We start from the raw sequence: 21,781 nt of genomic DNA on the forward strand, positions 1-21,781 counted from the left end.
TTAAAAGTCGGGATGTGGATAAGTGCGAAGCTTGCCAGAACCGCTTCTGTGGCGAGGGAGCTTGCTCCCGCTGGGGCGCGAAGCGACCCCGAAATCTCACAACCCGGTGTGTCAGGCAAATTGAATCTGACTGCTTGGGTCTGCTGCGCAGCCCAGCGGGAGCAAGCTCCCTCGCCACGAAAAGCGGATCAGCGACGCTGTAGTGGTTGCGCCTCGAACTTCACACCGGCGAGACCATGGGCCATCAACGCGCGGATATTGCCGTGGTCGCTGCCTTCGGGCGTGGCCAGCACCGAGCGGTAATGCTCGCCAAACGCCTGGAGTGCTTCTTCATCGCTCAAGCCTTCAAGCAGGGCCAGGCCCAGGGTCTTGCACGAACCTTCATTCTGCCCGGCGACGTTTTCAACACCGCCGTTGTTGAAAGCCCGGGGCTGGTAGTCGTAGCCATCGGCGACAAAGGCCAGGGTATCGGCAAAGACATGTTCGCCACTTTTGAGGCTGGCGCGGAAGGTGTTCAGGTCAGGCATCGGGAGTTCCTTTGGCAAACGCCGCCTGCTGTTCGACGCTGGCTTCTTTCTGGTATTGGGCTTTCCACTCGGCGTACGGCATGCCGTAGACGACCTCACGCGCATCGTCGAGGCTGACCTCGATCTGGCGCTCGTCGGCAGCGGCCTTGTACCACTTGGACAAGCAGTTGCGGCAGAAACCGGCGAGGTTCATCAGGTCGATGTTCTGCACATCCTTGCGGCTGTCCAGATGGGCAACCAGCCGACGGAAAGCGGCGGCTTCGAGTTCGAGGCGTTGTTGGTCGTTCATGGAGGTCTCTGCGAGGCAGCTTCAAGGGGCAAGCTTCAAGCTGCAAGAGTGGATTTGCGGTGGTCAGGCTTGAAGCTTACAGCTTGAAGCTTTTGGCTGCTACGAAGTAGCCCTGCTTGCCGCGAGCGTAATCGACACCGACTCGGCAAATCGCAAGGCATGCGGCTTGTCCACTTCGACTTCGGCGTACAGCACCGACTCGTTGGCCATGACCAGGTCAAGCAGCTCCTGGGTGAGGCGTTCGAGCAGGGCGAAGCGGTTGCCTTCCACGTGGGCGATGATCGCCTTGGTGATGGTGCGGTAGTTCAGCGCGTGCTCGATATCGTTGTCGCGCACCGCATCCTGGGCGGCGTAGAGAATGGTCAGGTTGATCAACACATCCTGCTTGTTGAGAATCTCATCCTCATTGATGCCGATGAACGTACGCAGGCGCAGGTCCTTGATCTTGATACGCGCCATGGCGGGCTGAAGTTGTGGCATTTATTGGCTCCGTCGAATCAATTGCAGGAACTCCTGGCGGGTGTTGCTGGACTCGCGAAAGGCGCCGAGCATCACTGAGGTGTTCATGGTCGAATTCTGTTTCTCGACACCGCGCATCATCATGCACATGTGCTGGGCTTCGATCACCACCGCCACACCGGTGGCCTGGGTGACGTGTTGCACCGCGTCAGCGATTTGCCGGGTGAGGTTTTCCTGGATCTGCAGGCGGCGGGCGAACATGTCCACCAGCCGGGCGATCTTCGACAGTCCCAGGACCTTGCCCGTAGGAATATAAGCCACATGGGCCTTGCCGATGAAGGGCAGCAGGTGATGTTCGCACAGTGAGTAGAGCTCGATATTGGCAACGATCACCATTTCATCGCTGTCGGAGGCAAACAAAGCGCCATTGACCACCTGCTCGACGCTCTGATCATAGCCGTGGCAAAGATACTGCATGGCCTTGGCTGCGCGCACCGGGGTGTCCAGCAGGCCTTCGCGCTCCGGATCTTCGCCCAGGCCGATCAGGATCTCGCGGTAATGCTGGGGCGATAACGCCATGGTGCTTCCTCGAAACAGGACTATTTGATGTGCCGTCCGCCGTTCACGGTGAGCGTCGTGCCGGTAACGTAAGGGTTATCCAGCAGATAACGCAGGCTCTGGTAAACCACTTCGCTGCCGGGTTCGATGCCCAGCGCGGACTTGGCCAACGCCTTGGCACGGTAGGCCGCATCATCGTCGGGATTGAACAGTAGCAGGGCCGGGGCGATACCGTTGACCTTGATTGCAGGCGCGTACTTGGCCGCAAAGGACAGGGTCAGGCTTTCGAGCCCGGCCTTGGTGGCGCAATAGGCGATATGCTTGCTGCTACCCTTGCGCGTCACGTCGTCACTGATGTGCACGATGTCCGCCGGTACCGACCGTTCCAGCAACTGGACGCAATGCAGATTGATCAAATAAGGCGCGAGCATGTGCACGCCGAACATGGCGTGGAAGGCGTCCGCTTCACCGCCCGGGGCTTCGGCCAGCCAGGCCGAGGCGTTGTGCACAATGGCGCGCAGCTGGTGGGTATGCTGCTTGAGCTGATCGATAAACGCGAGAATCCCCGATTCACTGGCAAAATCGGCAAACAGAACCGTGGCCCCCAAATCTCGCAGCGCCTGTACGCCCGGACGTTCGGTGCGATACGTCGCGATCACCGGGTGCCCGTCTTCCAGCAGCCGCCGGGCACAATGCAAGCCGACGCGCTGGGCTGCGCCAGTGATCAGGATCGGAGCGGTTGTGCCCTGTTTCACGAATACGTTCCTTTATGACGAGCGGCTGGAGTCTTCAGGCGAGGCGCCGCGACGAGTCCGTGGGAGCGCGGTGGCTCCCACCGGTTTAGTGTCGCTTCAATGATTCTGCGTGGAAGGCTTGGTTGGCAAGGGCCGTTGCGATGCGCCAGTGAGCCAGCTCGCCAATAAATGAGTCGACATCGGGATAAACAGGTAGACCATCAGCGGCGTCAGTATAAGGGTGCTGATGAAGACGCGACTCAGCAAACCCAGTTCGTTGAGCAATGGTCCCAAGAGGAAATTGAACAATAACGAAACAGGAAAGAACGCGAGCCAGATAGCCACCGCTTGTTTCCAGCGTGGCGGACGTTGGCCGATCGCGCCGAACCAGCCATCTATACCTCGCACCCTATGTTCGGACGGCTGGGCAAACAGCTCGCTCCCCCGTTCCAGCCAGGCCGTGCGCGAGGCGGAGTACTCCCAGGCATGCAGGGTCTGCTCGTCGGCGAAACGGAAAATGATCTGGAATTCGTCGTCGTCGGGCGGCGGAGCGAGCACGCCCGAGCCCAAGTAACCGGCGAAATCGGTGGCCAATTGCTCGCCTTCACGCAACCATGCAATCAAATCCTGGTAGCGCCCGTTGGCAACGCGACGGGCGACCATTAGCGTGACGGGAGAGGTAGACATTTTGTATCTCCATGTTACATGTGCGGCGCTCCGGATAAGAGGTTCGCGGGGAAGACGCCCCCTGGGTAATGGGCAGCGTCTGATTGCAAGACGTAGGCAAGGATTATTCCCTGTCGGGTAAAAAACAACAATTGCGCGCGTTGATCGCGTTATGCCCTTGTCATGACGTGCTTGGGGAGAGCTAAAATGGGATCCAATTTTTCAGTCGGGAAAACGACGCGAATGAGCGTAAACACCGAGGATAACATCGCGTTCCAGGTGTCCGACGCCTTGGCGCGCGAAGACTTGGTTCCTATCCGTGAAGTGGCGCGGTTGACGGGTGTTAATCCAGTGACCTTGCGTGCATGGGAGCGACGCTATGGTCTGATCCAACCCACTCGCACCGAAAGCGGCCATCGCTTGTATTCCATGGGCGATGTCGAAAAAGTCCGCCGTATCGTTGCCTGGATCGAGCGCGGCGTAGCCGTGAGTAAGGTAGGAAAAATCCTCGCCAGGGCAGAATCGGCACAGCCGGTTTCCAAATTCATTTCTTCCGATCTGGTACGCGCCGATTACAGTCAGTGGCAACACCAGGTGCTGGACGCAGTCGGTAACTTTGACGACGTGGAACTCGATCGCGTCTACGGTCAGATTTTTTCCAGCTATGCCGTGCCGGTCGTATTTCAAGACATCTTGATGCCGCTCTGGCGAGAGCTACTGCAACGCCAACATGAGTTCGGACAGACCAGTGAATGGCTGTTTTTCGATGGTTTCCTGCGTTCGCGCGTAACGCAGCGACTGCTGCTCAAGCGAGATTTCTCATCGAGACGTGTGCTGGTCAGCGCCATTGCGGGCCAGTGTCGGGAGTTGGAGCTGCTGGTAACGGCGCTGTATGTGTCCAAGGCTGAGGTCGGCGTCAGGGTCATGACGGTCGGCCAACCTTTTGACGAGCTGACCCTGGTTTGCCAGAAAATGCAGCCTTTGGCGCTGGTACTGGTTTCCAACCATGCGCCAGTTGCCGAGCTGCCCAAACGCCTTAACCGGTTGGCGATGAGCCTGGATTGCCCCGTCATGCTCGCCGGCGATGCGTCCGACCTGGCGCAGGAAAGCCTGGCGGGGTCAGCGATCGCTTGTCTGGGAAATGAAGGTACGGTGATGCGCCAGCGTTTGTGTCAATTCCTGGCCGGCAACCTGGACACTTGAACCACCGCTAGAGATGCATCGTCGGATGGGTCAGGCGATGCTGTTGAAGGATGTACTGACGCAGGCGCTCGGTTTCGTCCTGGTCATGCTGGCTCAGATGGTAGGCATACATTCCTTGGTCTGTTTCTCGCTCGAACGTACCGCGCAGTGAAATCCTCTCGTAGCCTGACGGGCTGAACCACGAGACGAATTGTCTGGGTGGTTTGGTACGGTTGCGAATTTCCAGCAGTACGCCCTTGCAAGACACTTCGTGCACCCATAAAGCCCCCGGCTGACCCTTGGCATTTTCCAAGGCTACCGGCTCGTCGAGCGCCAGGCGCCAGGGGCGGATTTTCGGTCCGTCCTCATAGATGCTCGGCACACCCAGGCGAAGGTGCATGGCGTGGAATTCATCTTCAACCAGATGCAACGGAAACGTCATCTGCTGGTTTTCGAAATTCGCCTGCAAAGTGACTTGTTCATTCGCCGCCAGGCGCGTCAATAGATCCCGGATCTGCGACCCGCCGTTTACCAGCAAGCTAGACGTGACATCCCGCTCGTTGAGCTGCGGGTTGTGCTGCATGGTCCGGATGAAGTCCAGCTCATCCTGGGTCAGAAGGGCGTCGCGCTGCATAAGGTGCCACTTTCACGGTTGAGTGTAGTGACTGACCGTTAATTCGCCGTTTTGTTTGCACCATTCGTCGTATTGAGTCGCGCGATGGTCGCCCGGGCTTCGGCCAGCTCTGATTCCAGCTGAGCGACGCGCTGTTGAGCCTTTACTTGAGCCGTTACGTCTTTCTGTACGCCAACGAAATACGTGTGGCCATCCGCCTCGTTCTTGACAGTGGACAGCGACAACTCATTCCAGAACGGCGTACCGTCCTTACGGTAGTTCCGCAATATTTGCCGGCATGAGCCTCCTAACTTCAGGGCCATACGGATCTGTTCCAGAGCTGGCTGATCGCGGTCGCCCGACTGCAGGAAGCGGCAGTCCTGATAGAGGATTTCGTCGCGGCTATAGCCCGTCAGCCGCTCGAATGCCGGGTTGACGTAAATCAGGATATTGTCTTCATCGCCTTCTTTTTCGGCAATGACAATGCCGTCATTCGAAGCGTTGATTACGAGTTGCATCAGGTGCGCGTTAATCATGGAAATTCCCCTTAGACATCCGTGTGCGCTGCATTCTAGAAGAATCCCGCAGAGTGTCCAATTGCCAGCATTGATTGTCGAGAGTCAATCTCAGCTTAAGCGCACAGCCCTGTTACTATTCCGACTCTTTGAATTGAGTTCCAGGATCACATTGATGAAAGTCGCCATCCTTTCCGGCTCCGTATACGGCACGGCCGAAGAAGTTGCCCGGCATGCTGCCAAAATGCTGGGTGATGCCGGTTTCGAAACATTCCACAATCCTCGGGCGACACTGGCGGATATTCAGGCGTTCGAACCGCAAGCCATGGTGGCGGTGACATCGACGACGGGCATGGGTGAACTGCCTGACAACCTGATGCCACTGTACTCGACGATTCGCGACCAATTGCCCGCGTCGTTTCGCGCTCTGCCCGGCGCCGTCATCGGCCTGGGGGATGCCAGTTATGGCGATACATTCTGCGGTGGTGGCGAGCAGATGCGCGAGTTGTTCGCCGAGTTGGGGATACGCGAAGTGCTGCCAATGTTGCGCCTCGATGCCAGCGAAAGCGTGACACCTGAGACCGATGCCGAGCCCTGGCTGGGCGAGCTGGTCGATGCGTTGCGCGGTTGAAAGGACATAGCCTGCGCATGTGAAACAGGCTCGGGCTGACTCGCTCGGCCAGTAAGCTGGCTGCCAACGCAACTACCGACCTGGCCGGGGCTGACTAGACTGGTTTTCTTGTTCGCGAAAATCGTCGATATCTTTTCCATAAAAAGAAGCCAGAGGTCATAGCCGTGAGCGTAACCCCCATTCAATCGACACCCGGTATCAAGGATCAGGTCAGTGCGGCGGAGTGGCAAACACGCGTCGATCTGGCCGCGTGTTATCGGCTGGTCGCGATGCATGGCTGGGACGATCTGATCTTCACCCATATCTCCGCCAAGGTTCCTGGCACTGAAGAGTTCCTGATCAACCCGTACGGCTTGATGTTCGATGAAATCACCGCGTCGAGCCTGGTCAAGATCGATCAGGCCGGCAACAAGCTGATGGACAGTCCCTACGAAATCAACCCTGCCGGTTTTACCATTCACAGTGCGGTGCACGAGGTGCGGCACGATGTGGTGTGCGTGCTGCATACCCACACCGCAGCCGGCGTCGCGGTCTCGGCACAGAAGCAAGGGGTGCTGCCGATCAGCCAACAGTCGCTGTTCGTGCTGTCGAGCCTGGCGTATCACCCCTATGAAGGGGTTGCCCTTGATCCTGGAGAAAAGGTTCGTTTGCAAGCGGACCTGGGCGACAAGAACTTCCTCATGCTGCATAACCATGGCCTGCTGACCTGCGGCGGCGCCATCGCCGATACCTTTCTGATGATGTTCATTTTTCAGCGAGCCTGCGATATCCAGGTGCTGGCCCAGACGGGTGGTGCCGAGTTGATCGCCATCGAGCCACAGGTGCTGGCCGGGGCTCGAGCGATGGTCGCCGGGGTGACCAAAAGCGCGCAGGGAATGGGCGGCGCGCTGGCCTGGCCGGCGCTGCTGCGTAAGCTCGATCAGCAAGACACGGGTTATAAAAGCTGATGCCCATGGTCCAGATTCCCCTGCGTATCTGGCGTCAGCGCGGCCAGACGTTCATGTTTCGCGGCCACGCGATCCGCTACTGGACGGCGGGGCACGGCGAGCCGCTATTGCTGATTCACGGCTTTCCCACCGCCAGTTGGGATTGGCATTACCTGTGGCAGCCACTGGCACAGCGTTACCAGGTGATTGCCTGCGACATGCTCGGTTTTGGTGATTCCGCCAAACCGGCAGATCACGTCTACAGCCTGCTGGAACAGGCGGATTTGCAGCAGGCCTTGCTCGCGCACCTGAAGGTGACGCAAGGGGTCCACGTGCTGGCCCATGATTATGGCGACAGCGTGGCCCAAGAGTTGATCGCCCGGCATGGCGAGGCGCGCATCGATGTCGCCAGTTGTGTGTTTCTCAACGGTGGCCTGTTCCCGGAAACCCATCGTCCCGTGCTGATGCAAAGACTGTTGCTCAGCCCTTTGGGTTGGCTGATTGGCCGGGCGTTTTCACGGGACGGCCTGGTTAAAAGCTTCCGGCAGATCTTCGGTCCCAGGACCGGCCCCTCCGAAAGCGAGCTGGATGATTACTGGAGCCTGGTCGAAACTCATCGCGGTCCGCGGATCATGCACAGACTCATCACGTATGTTCCGGAGCGTCGCGTGCAGCGTGATCGCTGGGTCCATGCGATGCAGAGGGGTGGTGTGCCCATGCGGGTCATCGATGGCGCGTTCGACCCGATTTCCGGTGCGCATATGGTCGCGCGTTACCGCGCCCTTATCCCGAATGCCGACACGGTGCTACTGCCCGACATTGGTCACTATCCGCACACCGAGGCACCGGTACAGGTCCTCAGGCATTACCTGGCGTTTCGCGAAGTCATTGCCGCGACTTGCAGGCAAATGGCTTGCTCGTGACGTATCGCCTGCATCATCCCCTCACCTTATTGCGCGCTATTCACTCTCAGCCGAGTTGATTGTGACCGGCGGGTTTGTACCGGACACTCCTGTTCATCGTCTTACTGGCCTGCTGGAGTTCTTCCATGAATGAGTCTGTGCGCTTCGAGGATAAAGTCGTAATCGTTACGGGAGCCGGTGGTGGCCTGGGGCGTGCCCATGCGCTGTTGTTCGCAAGGCATGGCGCAAAAGTACTGGTCAACGACCTGGGCGGCTCGGCTCAAGGGGAGGGCGCCAACGCTTCGGCAGCCGATCGCGTGGTTTCAGAAATCCGCGAGGCCGGCGGCATCGCCGAGGCCAACCACGACTCTGTCACCGACGGTGACAAGCTTGTGCAGAACGCGCTGGATGCGTTCGGTCGGGTTGATGTGGTCGTCAACAACGCCGGGATCCTGCGGGACAAGACGTTCCACAAGATGGACGATGCCGACTGGGACCTGGTTTACCGCGTTCATGTCGAGGGGGCCTATAAAGTCACCCGTGCCGCCTGGCCACATCTGCGCGAGCAGAACTACGGACGAGTGATTTTCACCGCCTCCACCTCCGGCATCTACGGCAACTTCGGGCAGTCCAACTACGGCATGGCCAAGCTTGGCCTTTATGGCCTGACTCGTACCCTGGCCATTGAGGGCCGCAAGAACAACATTCTCGTCAACGCCATCGCGCCAACGGGCGGCACGCGCATGACCGAAGGCTTGATCCCGCCGCAGGTGTTCGAGCAACTCAAGCCTGAACTTGTCAGTCCGCTGGTCGTGTATCTAGCCAGTGAGGCCTGCCAGGAAACCTCCGGGCTGTTCGAAGTGGGCGGCGGCTGGATGGGCAAGGTGCGCTGGGAGCGCAGCCTGGGCGCGGGGTTCGATCCGCGCGAAGGTTTTTCCCCTGAAGACGTCGCCGCCCATTGGCAGCAGATCTGCGATTTCCAGGATGCGGTACACCCGAACGACAATCTGGAAGCCTTGAAAGAGATGATGGCGAACCTGCAACGCCACGCCATTTAAGTCTTATTGCCCAGGCCGGTTGCTGCCAGCAGCAATCGGCTCACGGAAAGTACTTTTTCACCAGGGCTGCCAGGTTCGCGGCTGTCTCGATGTCCATCACACCGTCATACCTGGCCGGGCGAAAGTGCAACTGAAAAGCCCTTACCAAACGCTCGAAGCCGGCACTTGTCGTGGCAGCCGAAGTGTCATAGCCATACCTCTTGAATAGGCCGAGCAATTGTTCCCGCAGGGGGATTCCGTTGGCCAGGTACGCCTGCTCAAAAGACTTCTGAGTCGCGTCATCGAACCACGCGCCGATACCCTTGAGGTACAGTACGTGCCACGGAAACATCGGGCCAGGATCACTCTTTCGCCCGGCGGCGATATCGGAATGGCCCACCACATTGACTGGGCTGATGTCCGGATATCGCTTGAGAATGTCTGCCGCCAGGTATTCGATCGCCTCTATTTGCTGGGCCTTGTAGGGCGGAAAAGTAAATTGACCTTGGTTATCGGTGGCCAGGTTCACAATCTCCACGCCGATCGAAGTGTCGTTCAGATTGTTGCGATTACCCCAACTGCTCACGCCGGCATGCCAGGCTCGCTGGTTCTCGTCCACCAGGTTGAAGATGTGTGGTTCTTTGAAGCAGGCCTTCAGGTAAGTCGGATCGGCAAAGTCCGGGATGAGGTAATGGGCACTGACGGAAGGGCCGGTTAATGCATTGATGGACGATGCAAAGTTGCCGGCGGTGTAATGGAAGACCAAAAAACGAACGCGGCTGTTATAACCTGTTTTTGAACGATAGCTTTGGTTGTTTATCTGCATTTTTAAACGACTCGCTGTTATTAAATCGAAGCGAAATGCTGCGAACGATTTCAGCGTAACAGTGAGTTTTAAAAGCATGCGTAGTTGGCTTCTGGCTTTGTTGTAGGAAGATACAACAGGCCATAAGTTTCGCTGTGGCTGGCGCGGTGGACGTTTCCGACAACCGTGTAGGAAAGAAGAGTTCCCCTGCGTTAAATAACCCGCCCATAAAAAAAGCCGCTGCAAAAAGCAGCGGCCTAAGCGTGACGTTGTAAAGGAGCTACAAATCAACGTCAGTGAACACGGGGCTGATGGATTGATGCGCAATCCACCCGAATGACGGTGCGCCGGGCGCAAGGGACGCCATGACGACTTGGCACTTGCAGGCCCGTTGTCCTGCAAGCCCGGCCAGCATAAGGATCAGGTGTCTCGGGAAACAGCCCGGATCCGGACATGCACTGTTGCAGTGCGCGCAACAGTTGCAAGCACTCCGACAGTTATGCGCGGCGCTGATAACCCATCATCCGTTCCGTTCATGCGCCGCGCAGACGCCAGTCCCGCATGGGCTGTCATCCTTTTTAGGTACAGCGCGAATACCTCCTTGGTGCGCTTATCGCCCATGGCGTGCGGCAGTAGGGTGAAGCCTCTGTCACTCACCGGGGAAGACGCATGACAACAATAACAATGCGCGCCATCTTCAAGCCGCAGGCGCTGGCCGTCGCGGTGGCCTTGGGTTGCTCTGCCCAGGCGCAGGCCGTTTCTTTCAATATTGGCGAAATCGAGGGTCAGTTCGACTCTTCGCTGTCGGTTGGCGCGAGCTGGGGCATGCGCGATGCCGACAGTGACCTTGTCGGCACGGTCAACGGCGGTCGGGGCCAGTCCTCTACCGGTGACAATGGGCGGTTGAACTTCAAGAAGGGCGAGACCTTTTCGAAAATCTTCAAGGGCCTGCATGACCTGGAACTCAAGTACGGCGACACTGGCGTGTTCGTGCGGGGCAAGTATTGGTATGACTTCGAACTCAAGGATGAAAACCGCGAGTTCAAGGACATCAGCGACAGCAATCGCAAGGAGGGCGCCAAGTCGTCAGGGGCACAGATTCTCGATGCCTTCGTCTATCACAACTATTCCATTGCCGACTTGCCAGGCACGGTGCGCGCCGGCAGGCAGGTGGTCAGTTGGGGTGAGAGTACTTTCATCGGCAACTCCATCAACAGCATCAATCCGGTGGACGTGTCGGCATTCCGTCGTCCGGGGGCGGAGATCAAGGAAGGCCTGATTCCGGTGAACATGCTGTTCGCCTCTCAGGGCTTGACCGACAAGCTTACCGTTGAAGGCTTCTATCAACTGGAGTGGGACCAGACGGTTGTGGACAACTGCGGCACCTTCTTCGGTAACGACGTGGTCGCCGATGGTTGCACCGATGGCTATACCGTAGGCAGCCCGGCGATTGCACCGTTCGTGCCGTTGACCACCGCATTCGGCCAGGGCATCCAAGTGACCAGCGAAGGCGTGGTCATTCCCCGTGGCGGTGACCGCGATGCGCGGGACTCCGGCCAGTGGGGCACGGCGTTGCGCTGGCTCGGCGATGACACCGAGTACGGCCTGTACTTCATGAATTATCACAGCCGCACGCCGACCGTTGGCACCACTACGGCGGGGCTCTCTACGCTGGCTGCGTTGCCACGGATGGTCGCGACTGCAAACGCCATCGCCCCTGGCAGCGGCGCCGGCCTGGCGCAAAGCGTGATGCTGGGGCGCGGTGGGTATTATCTTGAATACCCTGAAGACATCCGCCTGTACGGCGCCAGTTTCTCCACCACGCTGCCCACCGGTACCGCATGGACCGGCGAAATCAGCTATCGCCCCAACGCACCGGTGCAGATCAGCACCAACGACCTCACCCTCGCATTGGTGAATCCGATTGCCGGTGGCGCCGCGTCACCCATCGCCACTTCGCCGGGTGCCGATAACACCGGCTACCGCCGCAAGGAAGTCACTCAGGTCCAGAGCACCCTGACCCACTTCTTCGACCAGGTACTGGGCGCCGATCGCCTGACCGTGGTGGGCGAGGCGGCAGTCGTGCATGTCGGTGGACTCGAATCGAAAGACCAACTGCGTTATGGCCGCGATTCGGTCTACGGCCAGTATGGTTTCAACGGTGACACTGATGGTTTCGTCACCTCGACCTCTTGGGGCTACCGCGCCCGGGCGATTCTCGATTATTCCAACGTCATCGGTGGGGTGAACTTCAAGCCCAACGTGTCCTGGTCCCATGACGTGGCCGGCTATGGCCCCAACGGCTTGTTCAACGAAGGCGCCAAGGCGGTCAGCTTGGGTGTCGATGCCGATTACCGCAACACCTACACCGCCAGCCTGAGCTACACCGATTTCTTCGGCGGCGATTACAACGTTCTCGAAGATCGCGACTTCCTCGCGCTGAGCTTCGGCGTGAACTTCTGATCTGGCTGACAAGGAAAACCCAATGCGCAAGATGATCCTGCAGTGCGGTGCCCTGGCCCTGAGCCTGCTGGCAGCGAATGTGATGGCGGCGGTTTCGCCGGAGGAAGCGAACAAACTGGGCACCAGCCTCACGCCGCTGGGCGCCGAAAAGGCCGGCAACGCCGATGGCTCGATTCCGGCCTGGACCGGCGGTATCCCGAAAAACGCCGGTGCCGTGGACGGCAAAGGCTTCCTGGCTGACCCGTTCGCCAATGAAAAGCCGCTGTTCACCATCACTGCCGCGACCGTGGACAAATACAAGGACAAGCTGTCCGAAGGCCAGGTCGCGATGTTCAAGCGCTATCCGGAGACCTACAAAATTCCGGTCTACCCGACCCATCGCAGCGTTGGCCTGCCGCCGCAAATCTACGAGTCGGCCAAGCGCAGTGCGCTCAATGTGAACGCCATCAACGAAGGCAACGGCTTGGCCAATTTCACTGGCAACCGTTACTACGCGTTCCCGATTCCCAAGAGCGGGGTGGAAGTGCTCTGGAACCACGTCACCCGTTATCACGGCGGCAACGTGCGGCGCATCATCACCCAGGCCACGCCGCAAACCAACGGTGGCTTCACGCCGATCCGCTTCGAAGAAGAAATCGCCGTGCCGTTCCTGATCAAGGACGCCGATCCGGAAAAGGCCAGCAACGTGCTGACCTATTTCAAACAGTCGGTAACGGCCCCGGCGCGACTGGCCGGTAACGTGTTGCTGGTGCATGAAACCCTCGACCAGGTGAAGGAACCGCGCCTGGCGTGGATTTACAACGCCGGCCAGCGCCGCGTGCGTCGCGCCCCACAAGTGGCATACGACGGCCCGGGCACCGCTGCGGACGGCTTGCGCACTTCCGACAACTTCGACCTGTTTTCCGGCGCGCCGGATCGCTACGATTGGAAACTGGTCGGCAAGAAGGAGATGTACATCCCGTACAACAGCTACAAACTCGATTCCCCGAGCCTCAAGTACGATGACGTGATCAAGGCCGGCCACATCAACCAGGACTTGACCCGCTACGAATTGCATCGGGTCTGGGAAGTAGTAGGTACGGTCAAGTCCGGCGAACGGCACATCTATGCCAAGCGCCACATGTACTTCGACGAAGACAGCTGGCAAGCGGCGCTGGTGGACCACTATGACGGTCGCGGCCAGTTATGGCGCGTGGCGGAAGGTCATGCCCAGTTCTACTATGACCACCAGAACCCGGGCTACACGCTCGAGGCGCTCTACGACATCATTGCCGGTCGCTACATCGCGCTGGGCATGAAGAACGAAGAGAAACACGCCTACGAGTACGGTTTCGAGGCACGGGCAGCCGACTACACCCCGGCGGCGTTGCGTTCGAGTGGCGTGCGCTAAGGCGTCCCCTGTGGCGAGGGAGCTTGCTCCTGCTGGGCCGCGCGGCGGCCCCAAGCGCCGCCAGGGATAATCAGAAAACCGATGACCGGTAGCCAGGCTGCCGGTCATTTTTTTATGGGCGCCAATCAGCGCGCTGAATATTTCTCCTAAGGTGGTCGACACAGGCTAGGGTGAAGGAACAACAATAAAAGGGACCTTGCACAATGACCGCCATGACCCCGTGTCCGGACCGTCCCGGGCTGCTGCCGCGGCTGTCTTCGACGCATGTGCCGCGCAAGTCGTTGAGCGAACCTTTGCTGGCTTGCGAGGCCCGCGTAAAGCTGCTTTGCGCACCGGCTGGCAGTGGCAAGAGCGCCTTGTTCGCCGAATGTTTCCTGCAGGCACCAGCGCAGTGCCGGTTGCATTGGCTGCCGTTGGCGGGTGCCGCGATGGATGCGGCGCAACTGTGTGAATGCCTCGCCCAGGCCCTCGGATTACCGGTCACGGATGAATCGAGTCTGGTGGCCCATCTGGCGCGTTTGCAGACGCCTACCTGGCTGTTTCTGGATGACTATTGCCGGGTGCCCAATCCGGAACTCGACCAGCTGCTCGACCGTTTGTTGAACGCCAGCAGTCCGATGGTGCACCTGTGGTTGAACGGCCGCCGTCGTCCTCACTGCAATTGGCCGCGCTTGCTGCTCGATGACGAATTGTACGAGTTCGATGCCAAGACCCTGGTGTTCACCGATATTGATGTCCAGCAGTTGCTCAGTCACTTGCCCGAGCCGTTGGCGGCGCGTACGGCTCGTGAAGTGATACAGCGCAGCGGTGGCTGGTGTGCCGGGGTACGCATCACATTGCTCGAGCGCTGTGAATGGGCGCGTCGGCACGCTGCGCCGGGTCGGGCCGGCACATTGCTCGACTACCTCGAATACGAACTGTTTGGCACGTTGACTCCAGAGCTGGCTCAAGCCTGGCGCGTGCTGGCGCATCTGCCGCGCTTCAACGCCCGTCTCTGCGCGCATTTGTTCGTCGACACGGTGGGCGTCGAATGCCTGCCGTTGCTGCTGGACCTTGGGTGTTTTATCGAGCCTTGGGAGCAATCCTCGGACTGGCTGCAAATTTTTCCGCCCCTGGCCCGGCTGGTGCGGGACGAGCCCTGGCCGCAGGGCCGTTCCTGGCATCGACGGGCCTGCCAGTGGTTCGCCGCCGAGCAGGACTGGCCAATGGCGTTCGCGCAGGCCATGCAGGCCGGTGAGTTCGAGGCCGCCGTCAGTTCTTTGCAGCATCTGAACTTTGAACATGTGCTACAGGGCAGTAACGCCCAGCTATTGCTGGCCTTGCATGACCAGCAGGGTGACGCGCTGTCACTCGGGACGCCGCAGTCGGTGGGATTGGTCACCACCGCCTTGCTGTTTGCCGGACGCTTCGACCAGGCGCAGGCTTGCATCGAACAGCTGGCCCGCTTCATGCCGCAACCCTTGGCTTGCCAGCAGCGCCAACTGATCGCCCGATGGCAGGTCTTGCGCGGTTGGTTGTTGCACCTGCGCGGCGATGGCGGGCAGGCACGTGAACATTTCCTCCAGGCCCAGATCGACTTGGATCCGCAGGCCTGGGCCCTGAAAGTGCTGTGCCTGATCGGACAGACGCAACAGGCGCTGCTGGCAGGTGACTTGACGTCTGCGCAATGGATCAACCGCCAAGCGTTATGCGTGGCCCGCGCGCAAGGTTCACTGGTGTTTGAAGGGCTGCTGGAGTTGGATCACGCCCAGATTCTCGAGCAGCGCGGCGCCCCCCACCGGGCCGACCATTTACTGGACGCCGTCCAGGCATTGCTCGATAAGCCGGGGCAGGATTTTTCCGCGCTGCTGGGGCGGATTGCCTTGCGACGAGGGCGCTTGGCGTTACGCATGGGCTTTGACGAGCAGGCCGCCGAGCATTTCCAGGCGGGCCTCGAAGCGGGCCTGCGCAATCATGACAAACAGGTGCTCTATGGCTTTCTCGGCAAGGCCTGCCTGGCAGCCAACCAGGGTGACTACGGCGAGGCGTTCATGCAACTACGTGACGCCGAGCGGATCATGCAACAACGGCATATTCCCGATACGGTATATCGAGGCGTATTGCTGCAAACCAGCTGTCAATTCTGGTTGCAGCAGGGTCGACCGGAACTGGCCCATGAAGTCTTGACCCGTGTGTTGCGGCATTTTAGCGGGCCGCAGGCCAAGCAGGCGCCACCTGCAACCCTGGAACTGATTCCGCGTCTTGAATACTTGTTGGTGTTGACCGAGGTCTACCTGCGTCGGGCACAGGATCCACAAGCTCGCCTCAGGGAAATGATTGCCCAGGCGCAACGCTGCGAGATGCATGCCCTGGAAACCGAACTGCATCTGGTGTTGGCGCAAGTGGTCTGGTTGTCCGCTGACCATCCCCAGGCGCGGGCTCTCCTGCAAGAAGGGACCGAACGTGTCGCCTGCTGGCGGGCGCAACAAGCGCTGCGCGAACTGTGTCTGCGCCAACCTGACCTGGTGCGCGGCGCGATCCAATCCCCAGAGCAAGTCGCGCCCCCCATAACCATGGCTGAAGAAACCGTGCTCAGTCAGCGCGAGCTGGAAGTGCTTGAGCTGATCGCGCAGGGGTATTCGAATCAGCAGATCGCCGAGCAACTATTCATCTCGTTGCACACTGTAAAAACACACTCGCGTCGAATCCACAGCAAGTTGGGTGTACAACGGCGTACTCAAGCGGTAGCGAAGGCAAAACTCATGGGGGTCATGAATTGAATACAAGCGGTCGCTGAGGCCCTTTGGTATTTATACGGCTGCCTTCAGTAGGGAAGACCGCGGTCTGCATCCGCGGTGGGGTATCCATCATCTGAATGATCTAGTGATACGTATCGTCCCGGACTTCCTGGACTGATCCGGGCGTTGCCTCATACCCCATCCGCCAACTCACGGCCCGGGTCGCTGCCAACAGACGCTGCGCCGCCGGGCCGTTTTCGTCGGCGTGGAACAGCGAAGTCGGACCGACGATGGTCATCACCGCCGTCACCTGGCCGACGGCGTTGAATACCGGGGCGGACAAGGCATCTACACCGGGCATCAGCAAGCCATGCACATGGTGCAGGCCACGGCTGCGAATCTGCTCGCACAAGAGCGCATAGACCTGGGCATCGGCCAGTGCATGGCCGCTGGTACTTTTTACTTCATCCACACGCAGCTCGATGGTTTCCCGTTCTGGCAGATAAGCCGCGAAAACCAGCCCCGTGGAAGAGCTGAGCAACGGCAGCACCGAGCCCAGTTGCGTCACCACGGTCACGGCTCGCACGGCGGGTTCGATTCGCACCACCGTTGCGCCGTGATTACCCCATACCGCCAGGAAACAGGTTTCGTTCAAGTCGTCGCGCAGTTCGGCCAAGGGCAGGGCGGCCACTTGCAATACGTCCATTCCATTCAACGCCGCCAGGCCCACCCGCAATGCCTCACGGCCCAGGCCGTAGTGATTGGTGGCTGTGTTTTGCTCGGCAAATCCGCTGGCGATCAACGCTTGCAAATAGCGGTGGACCTTGCTGGCCGGCATTTGCACATGTTCGGCCAAGCGCGATAGCGACGTTGAGGGAGACAGCTCGGCCAACGCTTTAAGGATGTCGGTGCCGACCTCGGCGGAGCGGACTTTCTGTTTACCGTTGCTGGGCGGGTTTTCCATGGAAGGCAGGTCCGGAGAGGCGAATGGGCGTCTTTATAGCTTGACGGTCGCTGCCGAGCAAATTACGTTATGCGTAATTTGATTACGATAAAAATAACCCGGTGCGCCTCAAGCTTTCGTTGAATGACGGGCCGCATCCCAGGAGGCTCCATGAACCTCGATTCCACCGCGTCGGAACTGGCTTATCTGTCCGGCTTTGGTAATGAGTTCGCCAGCGAAGCGCTGCCCGGCGCATTGCCTGTCGGCCAGAACTCCCCGCAAAAAGCTCCGTATGGCCTGTATGCCGAACTGTTTTCCGGCACTGCCTTTACCATGGCCCGCAGCGAAGCGCGCCGGACCTGGATGTACCGCATCCGGCCATCGGCTCATCATCCAGCGTTTGCCAAGCTTGGCGCGCAATTGGCGGGTGGTCCGCTGGGTGACGTCACGCCTAATCGCCTGCGCTGGAACCCGTTGGAGATCCCTTCCGAGCCCACCGATTTCATCGATGGGCTGGTGCGCATGGCGGCCAATGCTGACGCTGACAAACCGGCTGGCATCAGCATTTATCATTACCGGGCCAACCGTTCCATGGAGCGGGTGTTCTTCAATGCCGATGGCGAATGGCTGATCGTCCCGCAATTGGGGCGGCTTAGGATCACCACCGAATTGGGCGTGCTGGAAGTGGCGCCGCTGGAAATCGCCGTCTTGCCTCGGGGCTTGAAAATTCGCGTCGAATTGCTCGACTCGCAAGCCCGCGGCTATATCGCCGAGAACCACGGTGCGCCATTGCGGCTGCCGGACCTAGGGCCTATCGGAAGCAATGGCTTGGCCAATCCACGCGACTTCCTGACGCCGGTCGCCCATTACGAAAACCTCACACAACCGACCACGCTTGTGCAGAAGTTCTTGGGGGAGTTATGGGCCTGCGAGCTGGATCATTCGCCATTCGACGTTGTGGCCTGGCACGGCAGCAACGTCCCCTACAAGTACGACCTGCGCCGTTTCAACACCATCGGCACGGTCAGTTTCGACCACCCGGACCCGTCGATTTTCACTGTGTTGACATCGCCTACCAGTGTTCACGGCCTGGCGAATCTCGACTTCGTGATCTTCCCACCCCGCTGGATGGTGGCGGAAAACACCTTCCGTCCGCCTTGGTTCCATCGCAACCTGATGAACGAGTTCATGGGACTGATCCAGGGCGCCTATGACGCCAAGGCCGAAGGTTTCCTGCCGGGAGGCGCGTCGTTGCACAGTTGCATGAGTGCTCATGGTCCTGATGGCGAAACCTGCACCAAGGCGATCAATGCCGAGCTCAAGCCGGCAAAAATCGACAACACCATGGCCTTCATGTTCGAGACCAGCCAAGTGCTGCGTCCGAGCCGTTTCGCCTTGGACTGCCCGCAATTGCAAACTGACTACGACGCCTGCTGGGCCTCGCTGCCGGTCAGTTTTGATCCGACCCGGAGATAACCCATGTCCCAAGTTTCCTTCACCCGTAGCTGGGTCGAATCCGCCAACGGCCATACCGACTTCCCCCTGCAGAACCTGCCGCTGGGCATTTTCAGTATTGCTGGCGGAGCTCCACGCAGCGGTGTGGCCATTGGCGAGCGGATTTTCGATTTACAGGCGGCGCTGCAAGCCGGCTTGTTCGATGGCGCCGCAGGCAAAGCCGTCGCGGCGATGCAGAACGGCCAGTTGAACGCGTTCTTCGATTTGGGTCGCACCGCCCGGGTCGCCTTGCGTGAACGACTCCTGGAACTGCTGCGCGAAGACAGCCCCCTGCGGGAGAAGATTCAGGCCGAGGGCGAAACGTTGCTGCCTCCGGCAGCCGATTGCCAGATGCATCTGCCGGCAAAGATCAACGATTACACTGATTTCTACGTCGGTATCGAGCACGCGCAAAATGTCGGTAAATTGTTCCGACCTGACAATCCGCTGCTTCCGAACTACAAATACGTCCCTATTGGCTATCACGGTCGTGCCTCGACGGTTCGTCCGTCTGGCACCGACGTGCGCCGACCGAACGGCCAAACCTTGCCGGCCGGTCAGACCGAGCCGACGTTCGGCCCCTGTGCGCGCCTGGACTATGAGCTGGAGCTGGGTATCTGGATCGGAAAAGGCAATGCACTGGGCGAGCCCATTGCTGTTGGCGACGCCGCCGAACACATAGCCGGTTTTTGCCTGCTCAATGACTGGTCGGCCCGGGATATCCAAGCCTGGGAATACCAACCGCTGGGGCCGTTCCTGTCGAAGAGCTTCCTGACCAGCGTCTCGCCATGGGTAGTGACGGCCGAGGCCCTTGAACCGTTCCGACGCCCTCAACCGGCGCGTCCCGAGGGCGATCCGCAACCGTTGCCGTATCTGCTGGACAAGCGCGACCAGGCTGGCGGTGCATTCGACATCGAACTGGAAGTGCTGCTGCTGACCGAAGCCATGCGTGAGCAGAACCTGCCGGCCCATCGATTGACGCTGAGCAATACCCAATACATGTATTGGACCGTGGCGCAGATGGTTGCGCACCACAGCGTCAACGGCTGCCAATTGCAGTCTGGCGACTTGTTTGGCTCGGGCACGTTGTCGGGGCCTGAGAGCGGTCAGTTCGGCAGCTTGTTGGAAATCACCGAGGGTGGCAAAAAAGCGATCCAATTGGCGTCCGGCGAGGTCCGCAAGTTCCTGGAAGATGGCGACGAGATCATCCTGCGCGCCCGTTGCAAAGGCGAGGCGGGCGCGTCCATAGGCTTTGGCGAGTGCCGCGGCAAGATTCTGCCGGCGCGTTGAGGACGGGGCATGGAACTCTACACCTACTACCGTTCCACCTCGTCCTACCGGGTGCGTATTGCCTTGGCACTCAAGGGCCTGGATTACCAGGCCCTGCCGGTCAACCTGATCGCCCCGCCGGGGGGCGAGCATCGCCAGCCGGCCTACCTGGGAATCAACCCCCAGGGGCGGGTGCCGGCGTTGCGCACCGAGGAGGGGGCGTTGCTGGTGCAATCACCGGCCATCATCGAATACCTGGAGGAGCGTTACCCCCAGATGCCGCTACTCAGCGGTGACCTCGCGATTCGTGCTCACGAACGTGGCGTCGCCGCGCTGATCGGTTGCGACATTCATCCCCTGCATAACGTCAGCGTGCTCAACAAGCTGCGACAGTGGGGCCACGATGAAACGCAGGTGACGGAGTGGATCGGGCACTGGATCGGCCAAGGGCTGGCAGCGGTGGAGCAGTTGATTGGCAACGAAGGCTATTGTTTCGGCGCCGCGCCAGGGGTGGCAGATGTTTACCTGATCCCGCAGCTGTACGCCGCCGAGCGGTTCAATGTTTCGCTGCAAGCGTACCCGCGGATCCGTCGGGTTGCGGCGCTGGCGGCTGGGCATGTTGCGTTCCAGCAGGCGCATCCGGCGAATCAGTCTGACACGCCTTAGAATGGTCTGTCGGCGGCATGGAGCTCAATGCACGATGGAGTTCGGCGGCAGATGCCCCAGTCGCTCGGTCAAGCGGATCCGCTGGATCGGATCGTCGCTGAGCATCAAGGCGTGCTCAAGATCGAAGCGTTCGGCGTTGGGGCAGTCCAGCCGCTGGTAAAGGCTGGCGCGGGCCAGATAATCGGCGGCATTGGCGTTGCCCATTTCCAATACCCGTTCGGCGTCGATCAGCGCCGCAATGTAATCATCGTTCGCCAGGTGCAATTGCCGCAGGTTGCGCGACAGCCGTTGCAGCATTTGCATCGGCTCGGCGTTGACCAGGTGCTCGGCCTTGAGCGGCACGTTCGAGCCATATTGGCGTTGCAGTAGCTCCCGGCAGTCATTGGGGTACAACCGACGGCCACCGCACGGGTCGAGCAGGTGATCGGCGCCGGGTACGCGCAGCAGAAAATGACCGGGGAAATTGACGCCGGCCATCGGGATTTCCAGCCCTCGGGCCAGCTCCAGCGCAATCAGGCCAAGGGCCAGGGGTTGGCCTCGTCTACGGGCCAGGACTTTGTCCAGCAACGCCGCGCGGGGGCGTAGCGGTGTGAAGTCGTCCTGGGCGAAACCCAGGTCATTAAGGCGTCGAAGCAAAGGTTGGCCCAGTTCGCTGACGGGTAACATCGGCAGGCCGTGGCTGACCAACTGCTGCAGATCCTTGAAATCCTTGAGCAACGCCGGTACGTCCGCCTCAGGATCATGTTCGGCGGCGATCCACAGCGCGGCTTCGAAGAGCGCCGGTGGCGAGCGGTGCAGACATTCAAAAAAGGCTTGGCGCGGCTTCATCACAGTCTCCGGACTATGTCTCGTTTTAGCGCTGCCATGGGCTTTCGTCCAGTCTCGCAAATACGCAGTAACAGGTTATGCCTAAAAAGCTGACTACCGCCCAGGCTTATTCCGGCGTGCTCCAGCAATTTTCGGCCGCACGCCTATACTGGCGAGACAGACAAAAA

The 21,781-nt window shown here is 59.7% G+C and carries 22 protein-coding genes; 11 read left to right on the forward strand and 11 right to left on the reverse strand.

Annotated elements, in window-relative coordinates; translation table 11 throughout:
* Positions 1-188: 188 nt before the first annotated feature.
* The 6 genes from J3P82_RS05045 to J3P82_RS05070 all read right to left on the reverse strand — a co-directional run bounded on the left by J3P82_RS05045 (position 189) and on the right by J3P82_RS05070 (position 3,254).
* Positions 189-527 carry a HopJ type III effector protein gene (locus J3P82_RS05045; protein WP_434561201.1) on the reverse strand — a complete coding sequence of 113 codons (339 nt, stop codon included), beginning with the start codon at positions 525-527 and terminating at the stop codon, positions 189-191.
* Positions 520-816: a DUF1244 domain-containing protein gene (locus tag J3P82_RS05050; RefSeq protein ID WP_434561203.1), complete on the reverse strand. Its 297-nt coding sequence runs from the start codon at positions 814-816 to the stop codon at positions 520-522. The genes J3P82_RS05045 and J3P82_RS05050 overlap by 8 nt, the downstream gene beginning before the upstream one ends.
* Positions 817-915: 99 nt before the next feature.
* Positions 916-1,296: a dihydroneopterin triphosphate 2'-epimerase gene (gene folX, locus J3P82_RS05055; protein ID WP_434561205.1), complete on the reverse strand. Its 381-nt coding sequence runs from the start codon at positions 1,294-1,296 to the stop codon at positions 916-918.
* On the reverse strand, positions 1,297-1,854 hold the full coding sequence (folE, locus tag J3P82_RS05060) for a GTP cyclohydrolase I FolE (protein WP_434561207.1): 558 nt from the start codon (positions 1,852-1,854) through the stop codon (positions 1,297-1,299).
* 20 nt (positions 1,855-1,874) lie between these two features.
* Positions 1,875-2,588: a dihydromonapterin reductase gene (gene folM / locus J3P82_RS05065; protein ID WP_434561209.1), complete on the reverse strand. Its 714-nt coding sequence runs from the start codon at positions 2,586-2,588 to the stop codon at positions 1,875-1,877.
* A 96-nt stretch (positions 2,589-2,684) separates the two neighbouring features.
* Positions 2,685-3,254, reverse strand: a complete 570-nt coding sequence (locus tag J3P82_RS05070) for an antibiotic biosynthesis monooxygenase (protein ID WP_434561211.1) — start codon at positions 3,252-3,254, stop codon at positions 2,685-2,687.
* A 222-nt stretch (positions 3,255-3,476) separates the two neighbouring features.
* Here J3P82_RS05070 and J3P82_RS05075 point away from each other — a divergent pair, with 222 nt between their 5' ends.
* Positions 3,477-4,436, forward strand: coding sequence for a MerR family transcriptional regulator (locus J3P82_RS05075; protein ID WP_434561213.1), 960 nt, complete (start codon positions 3,477-3,479; stop codon positions 4,434-4,436).
* Between the two features lie 7 nt (positions 4,437-4,443).
* On the opposite strand, the gene J3P82_RS05080 is transcribed toward J3P82_RS05075, so the two are convergent.
* Both J3P82_RS05080 and J3P82_RS05085 read right to left on the reverse strand, forming a co-directional pair.
* Positions 4,444-5,049: a hypothetical protein gene (locus J3P82_RS05080; protein ID WP_434561215.1), complete on the reverse strand. Its 606-nt coding sequence runs from the start codon at positions 5,047-5,049 to the stop codon at positions 4,444-4,446.
* 38 nt (positions 5,050-5,087) lie between these two features.
* The gene (locus J3P82_RS05085; RefSeq protein WP_434561217.1) at positions 5,088-5,564 is read right to left on the reverse strand and encodes a PAS domain-containing protein; all 477 of its coding nucleotides are present in this window, start codon (positions 5,562-5,564) and stop codon (positions 5,088-5,090) included.
* Between the two features lie 154 nt (positions 5,565-5,718).
* Between J3P82_RS05085 and J3P82_RS05090 the strand changes: the two genes are divergently transcribed.
* The 4 genes from J3P82_RS05090 to J3P82_RS05105 all read left to right on the forward strand — a co-directional run bounded on the left by J3P82_RS05090 (position 5,719) and on the right by J3P82_RS05105 (position 9,060).
* Positions 5,719-6,174 (forward strand): flavodoxin, encoded by a 456-nt coding sequence (locus tag J3P82_RS05090; RefSeq protein ID WP_434561219.1) that lies wholly within the window; start codon positions 5,719-5,721, stop codon positions 6,172-6,174.
* A gap of 164 nt (positions 6,175-6,338) precedes the next feature.
* A complete protein-coding gene (locus J3P82_RS05095; RefSeq protein ID WP_434561221.1) occupies positions 6,339-7,121 on the forward strand; it encodes a class II aldolase/adducin family protein in 783 nt (260 codons plus the stop codon).
* Positions 7,121-8,023, forward strand: a complete 903-nt coding sequence (locus J3P82_RS05100; protein ID WP_434561223.1) for an alpha/beta fold hydrolase — start codon at positions 7,121-7,123, stop codon at positions 8,021-8,023. Before J3P82_RS05095 ends, J3P82_RS05100 begins: the two co-directional genes overlap by 1 nt.
* 125 nt (positions 8,024-8,148) lie before the next feature.
* Positions 8,149-9,060: an SDR family oxidoreductase gene (locus tag J3P82_RS05105; protein WP_434561225.1), complete on the forward strand. Its 912-nt coding sequence runs from the start codon at positions 8,149-8,151 to the stop codon at positions 9,058-9,060.
* Positions 9,061-9,100: 40 nt separating this feature from the next.
* On the opposite strand, the gene J3P82_RS05110 is transcribed toward J3P82_RS05105, so the two are convergent.
* Positions 9,101-9,865, reverse strand: a complete 765-nt coding sequence (locus J3P82_RS05110; protein WP_434563702.1) for an N-acetylmuramoyl-L-alanine amidase — start codon at positions 9,863-9,865, stop codon at positions 9,101-9,103.
* 648 nt (positions 9,866-10,513) lie between these two features.
* Here J3P82_RS05110 and J3P82_RS05115 point away from each other — a divergent pair.
* The 3 genes from J3P82_RS05115 to J3P82_RS05125 all read left to right on the forward strand — a co-directional run bounded on the left by J3P82_RS05115 (position 10,514) and on the right by J3P82_RS05125 (position 16,456).
* Positions 10,514-12,307 (forward strand): DUF1302 domain-containing protein, encoded by a 1,794-nt coding sequence (locus tag J3P82_RS05115; protein WP_434561227.1) that lies wholly within the window; start codon positions 10,514-10,516, stop codon positions 12,305-12,307.
* A 22-nt stretch (positions 12,308-12,329) separates the two neighbouring features.
* A complete protein-coding gene (locus tag J3P82_RS05120; RefSeq protein ID WP_434561229.1) occupies positions 12,330-13,697 on the forward strand; it encodes a DUF1329 domain-containing protein in 1,368 nt (455 codons plus the stop codon).
* A 203-nt stretch (positions 13,698-13,900) separates the two neighbouring features.
* Positions 13,901-16,456 carry a LuxR C-terminal-related transcriptional regulator gene (locus tag J3P82_RS05125; RefSeq protein WP_434561231.1) on the forward strand — a complete coding sequence of 852 codons (2,556 nt, stop codon included), beginning with the start codon at positions 13,901-13,903 and terminating at the stop codon, positions 16,454-16,456.
* A gap of 100 nt (positions 16,457-16,556) precedes the next feature.
* Here J3P82_RS05125 and J3P82_RS05130 read toward each other — a convergent pair whose 3' ends face one another.
* Positions 16,557-17,378 (reverse strand): IclR family transcriptional regulator, encoded by an 822-nt coding sequence (locus J3P82_RS05130; RefSeq protein WP_434561233.1) that lies wholly within the window; start codon positions 17,376-17,378, stop codon positions 16,557-16,559.
* Between the two features lie 150 nt (positions 17,379-17,528).
* On the opposite strand from J3P82_RS05130, the gene hmgA reads away from it, so the two are divergent.
* The 3 genes from hmgA to maiA are packed head-to-tail and all read left to right on the forward strand — an operon-like array spanning position 17,529 to position 20,786.
* Positions 17,529-18,833 (forward strand): homogentisate 1,2-dioxygenase, encoded by a 1,305-nt coding sequence (gene hmgA / locus J3P82_RS05135; RefSeq protein WP_434561235.1) that lies wholly within the window; start codon positions 17,529-17,531, stop codon positions 18,831-18,833.
* Positions 18,834-18,836: 3 nt separating this feature from the next.
* A complete protein-coding gene (fahA, locus tag J3P82_RS05140; protein WP_434561237.1) occupies positions 18,837-20,141 on the forward strand; it encodes a fumarylacetoacetase in 1,305 nt (434 codons plus the stop codon).
* Between the two features lie 9 nt (positions 20,142-20,150).
* A complete protein-coding gene (gene maiA, locus J3P82_RS05145) occupies positions 20,151-20,786 on the forward strand; it encodes a maleylacetoacetate isomerase (protein WP_434561239.1) in 636 nt (211 codons plus the stop codon).
* A 24-nt stretch (positions 20,787-20,810) separates the two neighbouring features.
* Here maiA and J3P82_RS05150 read toward each other — a convergent pair whose 3' ends face one another.
* On the reverse strand, positions 20,811-21,614 hold the full coding sequence (locus J3P82_RS05150; protein WP_434561241.1) for a SirB1 family protein: 804 nt from the start codon (positions 21,612-21,614) through the stop codon (positions 20,811-20,813).
* Positions 21,615-21,781: the final 167 nt, after the last annotated feature.

The sequence above is a fragment of the Pseudomonas sp. Z4-20 genome, from assembly GCF_051131955.1.
GTDB classification, from domain to species: Bacteria; Pseudomonadota; Gammaproteobacteria; order Pseudomonadales; family Pseudomonadaceae; genus Aquipseudomonas; species Aquipseudomonas marvdashtae.